The 12,226-nt window shown below is 59.2% G+C and carries 8 protein-coding genes and 1 tRNA gene; all 9 read right to left on the reverse strand.

Annotated features, from left to right (window positions below; translation table 11 throughout):
• Nucleotides 1-7: 7 nt before the first annotated feature.
• Nucleotides 8-4,231: a DNA-directed RNA polymerase subunit beta' gene (rpoC, locus tag AAHE99_RS24245; RefSeq protein WP_342120225.1), complete on the reverse strand. Its 4,224-nt coding sequence runs from the start codon at nt 4,229-4,231 to the stop codon at nt 8-10.
• A gap of 73 nt (nt 4,232-4,304) precedes the next feature.
• On the reverse strand, nt 4,305-8,414 hold the full coding sequence (rpoB, locus tag AAHE99_RS24250; protein ID WP_342120227.1) for a DNA-directed RNA polymerase subunit beta: 4,110 nt from the start codon (nt 8,412-8,414) through the stop codon (nt 4,305-4,307).
• 191 nt (nt 8,415-8,605) lie between these two features.
• Entirely contained in the window at nt 8,606-8,983 is a 378-nt protein-coding gene (gene rplL / locus AAHE99_RS24255) for a 50S ribosomal protein L7/L12 (RefSeq protein ID WP_342120228.1), read from the reverse strand.
• A gap of 64 nt (nt 8,984-9,047) precedes the next feature.
• A complete protein-coding gene (rplJ, locus tag AAHE99_RS24260; protein WP_161027672.1) occupies nt 9,048-9,545 on the reverse strand; it encodes a 50S ribosomal protein L10 in 498 nt (165 codons plus the stop codon).
• A 257-nt stretch (nt 9,546-9,802) separates the two neighbouring features.
• Nucleotides 9,803-10,498 carry a 50S ribosomal protein L1 gene (gene rplA / locus AAHE99_RS24265; RefSeq protein ID WP_342120233.1) on the reverse strand — a complete coding sequence of 232 codons (696 nt, stop codon included), beginning with the start codon at nt 10,496-10,498 and terminating at the stop codon, nt 9,803-9,805.
• A gap of 2 nt (nt 10,499-10,500) precedes the next feature.
• Entirely contained in the window at nt 10,501-10,932 is a 432-nt protein-coding gene (gene rplK, locus AAHE99_RS24270) for a 50S ribosomal protein L11 (RefSeq protein WP_090436078.1), read from the reverse strand.
• Between the two features lie 96 nt (nt 10,933-11,028).
• Nucleotides 11,029-11,622 (reverse strand): transcription termination/antitermination protein NusG, encoded by a 594-nt coding sequence (gene nusG, locus AAHE99_RS24275; RefSeq protein ID WP_342120239.1) that lies wholly within the window; start codon nt 11,620-11,622, stop codon nt 11,029-11,031.
• Nucleotides 11,622-12,005, reverse strand: coding sequence for a preprotein translocase subunit SecE (secE, locus tag AAHE99_RS24280; RefSeq protein ID WP_342120243.1), 384 nt, complete (start codon nt 12,003-12,005; stop codon nt 11,622-11,624). The genes nusG and secE overlap by 1 nt, the downstream gene beginning before the upstream one ends.
• Before the next feature lie 36 nt (nt 12,006-12,041).
• Nucleotides 12,042-12,117, reverse strand: a tRNA-Trp gene (locus tag AAHE99_RS24285).
• Nucleotides 12,118-12,226: the final 109 nt, after the last annotated feature.

The following is a 12,226-nucleotide window of genomic DNA, read 5'->3' on the forward strand; positions in this document are numbered from 1 at the left end:
AGGCGGATTACGCTTCGTCGCTGTGGTGCGGTTCGTCCGCTGGCAGTTCGGCCACGATGGCGGCGCGTTCTGCTTCCAGCAGCGCTTTGCGCTCTTCGGCTTCCCACACTTCCTTCTCTTTGCGGGCGCGGTGGAAGGCCAGGCCGGTACCGCCTGGGATCAGGCGGCCGACGATGACGTTTTCCTTCAGGCCGCGCAGACCATCGCGCTTGCCCATGATCGCTGCTTCGGTCAGCACGCGGGTGGTTTCCTGGAACGATGCGGCCGAGATGAAGGAGTCGGTCGACAGCGATGCCTTGGTAATACCCAGCAGTACGTTCTCGTAAGTGGCTGGCAGCTTGCCCAGCGCGGTGACGCGATCGTTTTCTTCCAGCAGCTCGGAACGCTCCACCTGCTCGCCGACGATGTAGTCGGTGTCGCCGGCGTTGGTGATCTGCACGCGGCGCAGCATCTGGCGAACGATCACCTCGATGTGCTTGTCGTTGATCTTCACGCCCTGCAGACGGTACACGTCCTGCACTTCGTCAACGATGTAGCGTGCCAGCGCTTCGATACCCAGCAGGCGCAGGATGTCTTGCGGATCGGCTGGGCCGTCCACGATCATCTCGCCCTTGTTCACCACCTGGCCGTCGTGCACCAGCACTTGCTTGTCCTTGGTAATCAGGAACTCGTGCTTGTTGCCGTCCATGTCGGTGATTTCCAGACGCTGCTTGCCCTTGGTTTCCTTACCGAAGGCCACGGTACCGGTGACTTCCGCCAGCATGCCCGCGTCTTTCGGCGAACGTGCCTCGAACAGTTCCGCCACGCGTGGCAGACCGCCGGTAATGTCTCGGGTCTTCTGCGATTCGGTCGGGATACGCGCCAGAACCTCACCCACGGACACTTGCTGGCCGTCTTTCACCATGATCAGCGCGCCGACCTGGAAGCCAATCGCCACTGCGTGTTCGGTGCCGGCGATCTTCACTTCGCCGCCGTCTTCGTTCAGCAGTTTCACCTGTGGACGCAGGGCCTTGCCTGGGGAACCACGACGCTTGGCGTCGATTACCACCAGGGTAGCCAGACCGGTCACTTCGTCGACCTGACGGGCCACGGTCACGCCTTCTTCGACGTTCTCGAAGCGGACGGTACCAGCGTACTCGGTAATGATCGGACGGGTCAGCGGGTCCCAGGTTGCCAGAGGAGCGCCGGCCTTCACGGTCATGCCATCCTTGACGATCAGGGTCGCGCCGTACGGCACCTTGTGGCGCTCGCGCTCACGGCCGTGGTCGTCGGTGATCAGCACTTCGCCGGAACGGGAAATGACGATCTGGGCGCCCTTGCCGTTGGTGACGTAACGCATGGTCGCGGTGAAGCGCACGGTGCCGTTCGACTTGGCTTCCACCGAGGATGCCACTGCTGCACGCGATGCCGCACCACCGATGTGGAAGGTACGCATGGTCAGCTGGGTACCAGGTTCACCGATCGACTGTGCTGCCACCACACCAACCGCTTCGCCGGCGTTGACCAGCAGGCCGCGGCCCAGGTCGCGGCCGTAGCACTTGGCGCACAGGCCGTAGCGGGTGTCGCAAGTCAGCGGGGTGCGGACCTTCACTTCGTCGATACCGACGCGTTCGATCTCTTCCACCATGTCTTCGTCCAGCAGGGTGCCGGCTTCGTACAGGGTTGCCTGGGTTTCAGGGTTGACGATGTCGGTGCCTGCCACGCGGCCGAGGATACGGTCGCGCAGGGCTTCGATCACTTCACCGCCTTCGACCATCGCCTTCATCAGGGTGCCGTTGGAAGTGCCGCAATCGTCTTCGATCACCACCAGATCCTGGGTCACGTCGACCAGACGACGGGTCAGGTAACCGGAGTTCGCGGTCTTCAGCGCGGTGTCGGCCAGACCTTTACGGGCGCCGTGGGTCGAGATGAAGTACTGCAGAACGTTCAGGCCTTCGCGGAAGTTCGCGGTAATCGGGGTCTCGATAATCGAACCGTCCGGCTTGGCCATCAGGCCTCGCATACCGGCCAGCTGGCGGATCTGTGCTGCGGAACCACGCGCACCGGAGTCGGCCATCATGTAAATCGCGTTGAACGATTCCTGGGTCGACTTGGTGCCATCGCGACGGATCACGTCTTCGACTTTCAGCTGGTCCATCATCGCCTTGCCGACTTCATCGGAGGTCTTGCCCCAGATGTCGACGACCTTGTTGTAACGTTCGCCGGCGGTGACCAGACCGGAAGCGTACTGCTGCTCGATCTGCTTCACTTCCGCTTCGGCGGTCGCGATCATGGTCTTCTTGACGTCCGGTACCAGCATATCGTCCACGCAGATGGAGATACCGGCACGGGTTGCCAGACGGAAGCCCGACTGCATCAGCTGGTCAGCGAACACCACGGTGGCGCGCAGGCCGCACTTGCGGAAGGACGTGTTGATCAGCTTGGAGATCTCTTTCTTCTTCAGCGGACGGTTCAGTACGCTGAATGGCAGGCCCTTCGGCAGGATCTCGGACAGGATGGCGCGGCCAACGGTGGTCTCGTAACGGGTCAGGGTACGGACGAACTCGCCGGTTGCAGGATCCTTTGGATTCTCAACGATACGCACGGTGATGCGGGTCGCCAGTTCCACTTCCTTGTTGTCGTACGCGCGGATCACTTCCGACACGTCCGGGAACATCATGCCTTCGCCCTTGGCGTTGACTGCTTCGCGGGTCGCGTAGTACAGACCCAGCACGATATCCTGGGAAGGAACGATCGATGGTTCGCCGTTCGATGGGAACAGGATGTTGTTCGAAGCCAGCATCAGGGTGCGGGCCTCCATCTGTGCTTCGATCGACAGCGGCACGTGGACTGCCATCTGGTCACCGTCGAAGTCCGCGTTGAACGCGGCGCAGACCAGCGGGTGCAGCTGGATCGCTTTACCTTCGATCAGCACAGGCTCGAAAGCCTGGATACCGAGACGGTGCAGGGTTGGTGCACGGTTCAGCATGATCGGATGTTCGCGGATCACTTCTTCCAGGATGTCCCACACCACTGGCTCTTGCACTTCGACCAGCTTCTTGGCGGCCTTGATGGTGGTCGCGAGACCCATCAGTTCCAGCTTGTTGAAGATGAATGGCTTGAACAGTTCCAGGGCCATCAGCTTTGGCAGACCGCACTGGTGCAGTTTCAGCTGTGGACCCACCACGATCACGGAACGGCCGGAGTAGTCGACGCGCTTACCCAGCAGGTTCTGACGGAAGCGGCCGCCCTTACCTTTGATCATTTCAGCCAGCGACTTCAGCGGACGCTTGTTGGCGCCGGTCATCGCTTTGCCGCGACGGCCGTTGTCCAGCAGCGAGTCGACCGCTTCTTGCAGCATGCGCTTTTCGTTGCGCGTGATGATCTCTGGAGCACGCAGCTCCATCAGGCGCTTCAGACGGTTGTTACGGTTGATGACGCGGCGATACAGGTCGTTCAGGTCGGAGGTCGCGAAGCGGCCGCCATCCAGTGGCACCAGTGGGCGCAGTTCCGGCGGCAGCACCGGCAGCACTTCCATGATCATCCAGTCTGGCTTGATGCCGGAACGCTGGAATGCTTCCAGCACTTTCAGGCGCTTGGCGTACTTCTTGATCTTGGCTTCGGACTTGGATTCCTTCAATTCCACGCGCAGGGCTTCGGCATCGCGGTGGATGTCGATCGAGCGCAGCAGTTCGCGGATACCTTCAGCGCCCATGAAGGCGGTGAAGTCGTCGCCGTACTCTTCGTACTTGGCGGCGTAGTCGTCTTCCGACATGATCTGGCACTTCTTCAGCGGGGTCATGCCTGGATCGGTCACAACGTATGCTTCGAAGTACAGCACGCGTTCGATATCGCGCAGGGTCATGTCCAGGACCATACCCAGACGCGACGGCAGCGATTTCAGGAACCAGATGTGGGCGACTGGCGATGCCAGTTCGATGTGGCCCATGCGCTCACGGCGCACCTTGGCCAGGGTCACTTCAACGCCGCACTTTTCGCAGATGACACCGCGGTGCTTCAGGCGCTTGTACTTGCCGCACAGGCATTCGTAGTCCTTGATCGGGCCAAAGATCTTGGCGCAGAACAGGCCATCGCGCTCTGGCTTGAAGGTACGGTAGTTGATGGTCTCAGGCTTTTTGACTTCGCCGTAGGACCACGAACGGATTTTCTCAGGAGAGGCCAGACCGATCTTGATCGCGTCGAACGACTCGTTTTGCTGTACTTGCTTGAATAAATCGAGCAGGGCTTTCATGTATCACTCCAGATAGTGACGAATTCTTTAAAGTGCCCCGCTGCGTTTGCAGCGGGGCGGCGTGCAAGGCGAATTAGTTGCGCTCGAGGTCGATGTCGATACCCAGCGAGCGGATCTCTTTCACCAGCACGTTGAACGATTCCGGCATGCCGGCATCGATCACGTGGTCGCCCTTGACGAGGTTTTCGTACACTTTGGTACGGCCGTTCACGTCGTCGGACTTCACGGTCAGCATTTCCTGCAGCACGTACGAGGCGCCGTACGCTTCCAGTGCCCACACCTCCATCTCACCGAAGCGCTGGCCGCCGAACTGGGCTTTACCGCCCAGAGGCTGCTGCGTCACCAGCGAGTAAGGGCCGGTGGAACGCGCGTGCATCTTGTCGTCGACCAGGTGGTGCAGCTTCAGCATGTGCATCACGCCCACGGTGACTTTGCGCTCGAACGCTTCGCCGGTGCGGCCGTCGTACATGGTGACCTGGTTCTTGGACGGGGTCATGCCCAGGTGCTTGGCGATGTCGTCCGGGTACGCCAGGTCCAGCATGCGGCGGATTTCGGATTCGTGCGCGCCGTCGAACACCGGAGTCGCGAATGGCACACCCTTCTTCAGGTTGGCGGCCAGCTTCATGATCTCGTCGTCGGACAGGGAAGCGATGTCTTCCTTGGCGCCGGACTCGTTGTACACGGTGGTCAGGTACTTGCGCATCTCTTCGACCTTGATCTGCGCTTGCAGCATTTCGCCGATACGGATGCCCAGGCCCTTCGCTGCCCAACCCAGGTGGGTTTCCAGGATCTGGCCCACGTTCATACGGGACGGAACGCCCAGTGGGTTCAGCACCACGTCTGCCGGGGTACCGTCAGCCATGTATGGCATGTCTTCCACCGGAACGATACGGGACACAACACCCTTGTTACCGTGGCGGCCTGCCATCTTGTCGCCCGACTGCAGGCGACGCTTGACGGCCAGGTACACCTTGACCATCTTCTGCACGCCAGGCTGCAGCTCGTCGCCCTGGGTCAGCTTCTTACGCTTCTCTTCGAAGGCCAGGTCGAACTGGTGGCGCTTCTCGGCGATGGATTCCTTGATGGCTTCCAGGGCCTTGGCCATGTCTTCGTCGGCAGGGCGGATGTCGAACCAGTGGAACTTGTCCAGGTCGGCCAGGTAGTCCTTGGTGATCTTGGCACCTTTCGCCAGCTTCTTAGGGCCGCCGTTCACGACTTGGTTGATCAGCATCTTTTCCAGACGCTGGAAGGCGTCGCCTTCCACGATACGCATCTGGTCGTTCAGGTCCAGGCGGTAGCGCTTCAGTTCGTCGTCGATGATCTGCTGGGCGCGCTTGTCGCGTGGGATGCCTTCGCGGGTGAACACTTGCACGTCGATGACGGTACCAACCATGCCGGATGGAACGCGCAGCGAGGTGTCTTTCACGTCGGATGCTTTTTCGCCGAAGATCGCGCGCAGCAGCTTTTCTTCTGGAGTCAGCTGGGTTTCGCCCTTCGGGGTCACCTTACCGACCAGCACGTCGCCGGCTTGCACTTCGGCGCCGATGTACACGATGCCGGATTCGTCCAGGCGAGCCAGTTGGTTCTCGGCCAGGTTCGAGATGTCGCGGGTGATTTCTTCCGCGCCCAGCTTGGTGTCACGCGCAACCACGGACAGTTCTTCGATGTGGATCGAGGTGTAGCGGTCGTCTTTGACGACGTTTTCCGAGATCAGGATCGAGTCTTCGAAGTTCAGACCATTCCATGGCATGAAGGCCACGGTCATGTTCTGGCCCAGTGCCAGTTCGCCCAGGTCGGTCGATGCGCCGTCGGCGATCACGTCGCCCTTGGCCACACGGTCGCCCACTTTGACGATTGGACGCTGGTTGATGTTGGTGTTCTGGTTGGAACGGGTGTACTTGATCAGGTTGTAGATGTCCACACCGACTTCACCAGCCTGTGCTTCTTCATCGTTCACGCGGATCACGACGCGGCCCGCGTCGATGTAGTCCACCACGCCACCGCGCAGTGCTTGCACGGTGGTGCCGGAGTCGACTGCAACGGTACGTTCGATACCGGTACCGACCAGCGCCTTTTCAGGACGCAGGCAAGGTACGGCCTGACGCTGCATGTTGGCGCCCATCAGTGCACGGTTCGCGTCATCGTGCTCCAGGAATGGAATCAGCGATGCTGCCACGGATACGATCTGGCCTGGCGCAACGTCCATGTACTGCACGCGCTCTGGGGAAACCAGGATGGTTTCGCCGGCTTCACGCGCCGACACCAGTTCGTCGACCAGCTGGCCTGCATCGTTCACTTTGGCGTTTGCCTGAGCGATGATGTAGCGCCCTTCTTCAATGGCGGACAGGTAGTCGATCTTGTCGGTGACCTTGGAGCCTTCCACCTTGCGGTATGGGGTTTCCAGGAAGCCGTATTCGTTCAGGCGGGCGTACAGTGCCAGCGAGTTGATCAGACCGATGTTCGGGCCTTCAGGCGTTTCGATCGGGCACACGCGGCCGTAGTGGGTCGGGTGCACGTCGCGCACTTCGAAGCCGGCGCGTTCGCGGGTCAGACCGCCAGGGCCCAAGGCGGAGACACGGCGCTTGTGGGTGATTTCCGACAGCGGGTTGGTCTGGTCCATGAACTGCGACAGCTGGGACGAACCGAAGAACTCGCGGATAGCAGCCGAGATCGGCTTGGAGTTGATCAGGTCGTGCGGCATCAGGTTGTCGGCTTCGGCTTGGCCCAGGCGCTCCTTGACGGCGCGCTCAACACGTACCAGGCCGGCGCGGAACTGGTTCTCAGCCAGTTCGCCCACGCAACGCACGCGGCGGTTACCCAGGTGGTCGATATCGTCGACTTCGCCGCGGCCATTGCGCAGCTCAACCAGGATCTTGATCACGGCCAGCACGTCTTCGTTCGACAGGGTCATGGAACCGGTCAGTTCATCGCGGCTGATGCGGCGGTTGAACTTCATGCGGCCCACGGCCGACAGGTCGTAACGGTCGGCGCTGTAGAACAGGCCGTTGAACAGGGCTTCCACCGACTCTTCGGTTGGCGGTTCGCCAGGACGCATCATGCGGTAGATCGCGACGCGGGCAGCGGTCTGGTCGGCGGTGTCGTCGATACGCAGGGTCTGCGAGATGTAGCCACCCTGGTCCAGGTCGTTGGTGTACAGGGTCTGGATCGCGTTGATGTTGGCGTCGCGCAGCTTGCCCAGGGTTTCCTCGGTCAGCTCGTCGTTGGCCAGGGCCACCACTTCGCCGGTTTCCTGGTCGACGATGTTCTTGGCCAGCACGCGGCCCAGCAGGTAGTCTTCCGGTACGGAGATGTGTTGCAGGCCAGCCGCTTCGATTTCGCGCACGTGCTTGGCGTTGATACGCTTGTCCTTGGTGACGATGGTCTTGCCGGTCTTCGGATCGACGATGTCGAAGCGCGCGACTTCACCGCGCAGGCGTTCGGACACGAACTCCATCTCGGCGCCTTCCGAGCGCAGGGTGAAGTTGTCGAAGACGAAGAAGTTCGCCAGGATCTGTTCCGGGGTCATGCCGATCGCCTTCAGCAGGATCGATACCGGCATCTTGCGGCGGCGGTCGACGCGGAAGTACAGGATGTCTTTCGGGTCGAACTCGAAGTCCAGCCAGGAACCGCGGTAAGGGATGATACGGGCCGAGAACAGCAGCTTGCCGGACGAGTGGGTCTTGCCGCGGTCGTGCTCGAAGAACACGCCTGGCGAACGGTGCAGCTGGGACACGATGACACGCTCGGTGCCGTTGATCACGAACGAACCGGTGGTCGTCATCAGGGGCAGCTCGCCCATGTAAACTTCCTGTTCCTTCATTTCCTTGACGACCGGCTTGGTTGGCGATTCCTTGTCCAGGATCACCAGGCGCACCTTGGCGCGCAGCGGCGACGCGAAGGTCAGGCCGCGCAGCTGGCATTCCTTGACGTCGAACGCTGGGTCACCCAGGACGTAGGACAGGAATTCCAGGCGGGCGAAGCCGTTGTGGGAAACGATTGGGAAGATCGACGTGAAGGCCGATTGCAGGCCTTCGTTCTTGCGGTTTGCAACGGGAGTGTGCTCTTGCAAGAAGTTCTCGTAAGACTCGAGCTGGGTAGCCAGCAGGAACGGAACGTTGTGGACGTTGGCGCGTTTCGCAAAGGACTTACGAATGCGTTTCTTCTCAGTAAATGAGTAGTGCATGGACACTCCGTGTGAGACAGGAAAAGGTAGAGAATTCAGCATTGCGGGCGCAACGCAAGGCTCAATTCACTACGAAAAACAACAACAACTACTTCAGAGACGACAAAGGAGCCAAGGGCGGACCCACCCTTCCGGGTGAAATCCGCCTCCTTGGCTTCCCAAACTAAGACAGGTTACCCTGCCCAGTTTAATTACTTCAGCTCAGCTTTCGCGCCGGCTTCTTCCAGCTTCTTCTTAGCTGCTTCAGCGTCGGCCTTAGCCATTGCTTCTTTCACGGTCTTCGGTGCGCCGTCGACCAGGTCTTTAGCTTCCTTCAGGCCCAGACCGGTGATTTCGCGAACTGCCTTAATCACGCCAACTTTGTTCGCGCCAACATCGGCCAGAACCAGGTTGAATTCGGTCTGCTCTTCAGCAGCAGCACCACCGGCAGCAGCGCCGCCAGCTGCTGGAGCAGCCATTGCAGCAGCGGACACGCCGAACTTTTCTTCGAATGCCTTAACCAGTTCGTTCAGGTCCATTACGGACATTTCGGACACTGCGTTCAGGATGTCGTCTTTGGAAATTGCCATTTGAAACTCCTAATTTGTTTGTAATACTACAGAATTGGTATTGACTAAGAAACTAAGCCAGCGATTAAGCGGCTTCGGTTTCTTTTTTGGCTGCCAGAGCAGCCAGGCCACGTGCAAAGCCCGACACCGGAGCCAGCATAACGCCCAACAGCTGCGAAATGAGGACTTCACGGGAAGGAATGCTCGCCAGCGCGGTAACAGCGGCTTGATCCAGCTGCTTACCTGCGTAGTTACCGGCTTTCAGGACCAGCTTGTCGTTGGTTTTTGCGAAGTCAGCGATGACTTTCGCAGCAGCAACAGCATCATCCGAGATCGAGTAGATCAGCGGACCGGTCATGGAGTCAGCCAGAGCGGCGAACTGCGTGCCTTCTACTGCACGACGTGCCAGGGTGTTCTTCAGAACACGGATGTACACGCCTTGCGCACGCGCATTAGCACGGAGTTTAGTCAAGTGACCAACCTGGATGCCACGGTATTCGGCCACGACGATAGTTTGCGCAGTTGCTACTTTTGCGGAAACTTCGGCGACTACGGCCTTCTTGTCATTCAGATTGAGACCCACGGTCTTCTCCTTAAATAATGCTTGGCTTGCGCCTCGCATCGGTTCGAACAACGGCGTCCGAGGTTTAGGAGTCTTTCAAGGGACTACATAAACTTGTTCGGGTACACCATCTGCGTTGGGGGGCCCTTGGGCCGATTAACCAGATGCCTACCTGATGCATCCGGCCCAACGGTCTTTGAAGGCCTGCCGACGGCTTACACCGCCGACAATCCCAAAGATCCGCCCAGTCTTCCGACTGGGACTTAATTCTTTAAAACTTAAGCCGACAGGCCAGCGTGGTCTACGCGTACGCCGCCGCCCATGGTGGACGACAGGGATACTTTGCGCAGGTACACGCCTTTGGACGAAGCTGGCTTAGCTTTGTTCAGGGCGTCGATCAGGGCAACCAGGTTGGTCTTCAGATCAGCGTCGCTGAACGACTTGCGGCCGATGGTGGCGTGGATGATACCTGCCTTGTCGGTACGGTACTGAACCTGGCCGGCTTTCGCGTTCTTCACAGCGGTAGCGACGTCAGGGGTAACGGTGCCAACTTTCGGGTTAGGCATCAGGCCACGTGGGCCCAGGATCTGGCCCAGGGTACCAACGATACGCATGGTGTCTGGGGAAGCGATCACGATGTCGAAAGGCATGTCGCCGGCTTTGACGCGCTCAGCCAGGTCTTCCATACCAACCACGTCAGCGCCGGCAGCTTTAGCTTGCTCAGCCTTGTCGCCGGTTGCGAACACAGCAACGCGAACGGTCTTACCGGTGCCAGCTGGCAGAACCACGGAACCACGCACCACCTGGTCGGACTTCTTAGGGTCCACGCCCAGCTGGACGGACACGTCGATCGATTCGTTGAACTTGGCGGTCGCCAGTTCTTTAATCAGAGCAACAGCGTTGTCGAAGGCGTACACTTTGGTACGGTCTACTTTAGCCTTGATGGCTTGAGCGCGCTTGGACAGTTTTGCCATGATTAGATGCCCTCTACGGTGATGCCCATCGAACGTGCGGAACCAGCGATGGTGCGCACAGCGGCTTCCAGATCGGCAGCGGTCAGGTCCGGGGTCTTCAGTTTAGCGATTTCTTCAGCTTGAGCGCGGGTCAGCTTGCCTACCTTGTCGGTATGTGGCTTAGCGGAACCTTTTTGCACGCCGGAGTGCTTCTTGATCAGGAAGGTTGCTGGAGGAGTCTTCATCACGAAGGTGAAGGACTTGTCAGCGAACGCAGTGATCACGACTGGGATTGGCATGCCTGGTTCCATACCTTGGGTCTGCGCGTTGAACGCCTTGCAGAATTCCATGATGTTCAGACCGCGCTGACCCAGTGCTGGGCCGATTGGAGGGGATGGGTTTGCCTTACCAGCTGGAACTTGCAGCTTGATAAAGCCAATGATTTTCTTTGCCATTTGGGCACTTCCTATCGTTGGTTTGAGTAGTAGCGCCCCGCACGCGGCGGGGCTCCTCTTGTTTGCCTGATTAGACGCTCAGGCCGGCGTTGAAACTTAGATCTTTTCGACCTGGCCGAATTCGAGTTCGACTGGGGTCGCGCGGCCGAAGATGGTGACCGAAACACGCACCTTGGATTTCTCGTAGTTGACTTCTTCCACGTTGCCGTTGAAGTCGGTGAACGGACCATCCTTGATGCGGACTTGCTCGCCCACTTCGTACAGCACTTTTGGACGTGGCTTTTCCACGCCTTCCTGCATTTGCGTCATGATCTTTTCGATCTCGCGCGCAGGGATCGGGGTCGGTTTATTCGACTTGCCGCCGATGAAGCCGGTCACCTTGCTGGTGTTCTTCACCAGGTGCCAGGTTTCGTCGGTCATTTCCATTTCCACCAGAACGTAGCCTGGGAAGAAGCGGCGCTCGGTAACGGACTTCTGACCGTTACGGACTTCAACGACTTCTTCGGTCGGCACCAGGATCTGGCCGAACTGTTCTTGCATACCGGCGCGCTCGACGCGCTCCATCAGGGCGCGCTGGACGCTTTTCTCCATACCGGAGTAAGCGTGCACGACATACCAGCGCTTGTTGCTGACTGGGGTCGATACTGGCTGCTCAGGCTGGCCCGGCTCGTCTTGTACAATTTCGCTCATTATTTCTTCCAACCCAGGATGAGGTCGTACAACACAAATTCGAGGATCTTATCCGTGCCCCACAGGAAGATCGCCATCACCACCACGAACGCGAAAACGATCAAGGTAATCTGAGTGGCTTCCTTGCGGGTCGGCCACACGACCTTCTTGGTCTCGCGGACGGATTCTTTCGCGAAATTCAGGAAATCACGGCCTGCAGCAGAGGTGTACGCGATCGCGGCGGAAATAAGCAAACCAACCACAAGCGCGGCTGCCCGCACCCAGGTTGGTTTTCCTGCCAGGTAGAAGAACCCGACTACGCCTGCAACCAGCGCCACAACTGCCAACACGACTTTGAACTTATCGTTCGTCGTGCTAACGGTTTGCACGGATTGATTAGACATTTACTTTTTACTTTCGGTGCCCTGCACCAGATTCGGTGGCAGGGGCGGAGGGCATCGAACCCCCAACCTTCGGTTTTGGAGACCGACGCTCTGCCAATTGAGCTACGCCCCTACGTAAAACTTAACAGTGAATCCGTTATTCTAGCACCCATCCGCGATGGGCGCTAGTCTTGGCCGGATTTTCGACTTATTAGTCGATGATCTTGGCAACCACGCCGGCG

The sequence above is a fragment of the Pseudoduganella sp. OTU4001 genome (genome assembly GCF_038440195.1).
Lineage (GTDB): Bacteria > Pseudomonadota > Gammaproteobacteria > Burkholderiales > Burkholderiaceae_D > Rugamonas.

What these genes read in the sequence shown, in the direction of transcription:
- secE (WP_342120243.1), bottom strand. Translation starts at nt 12,005, where the DNA reads ATGTCTAATCAATCCGTGCAAACCGTTAGCACGACGAACGATAAGTTC.
- rplK (WP_090436078.1), bottom strand. Translation starts at nt 10,932, where the DNA reads ATGGCAAAGAAAATCATTGGCTTTATCAAGCTGCAAGTTCCAGCTGGT.
- rpoC (WP_342120225.1), bottom strand. Translation starts at nt 4,231, where the DNA reads ATGAAAGCCCTGCTCGATTTATTCAAGCAAGTACAGCAAAACGAGTCG.
- rplA (WP_342120233.1), bottom strand. Translation starts at nt 10,498, where the DNA reads ATGGCAAAACTGTCCAAGCGCGCTCAAGCCATCAAGGCTAAAGTAGAC.
- rplL (WP_342120228.1), bottom strand. Translation starts at nt 8,983, where the DNA reads ATGGCAATTTCCAAAGACGACATCCTGAACGCAGTGTCCGAAATGTCC.
- rpoB (WP_342120227.1), bottom strand. Translation starts at nt 8,414, where the DNA reads ATGCACTACTCATTTACTGAGAAGAAACGCATTCGTAAGTCCTTTGCG.
- nusG (WP_342120239.1), bottom strand. Translation starts at nt 11,622, where the DNA reads ATGAGCGAAATTGTACAAGACGAGCCGGGCCAGCCTGAGCAGCCAGTA.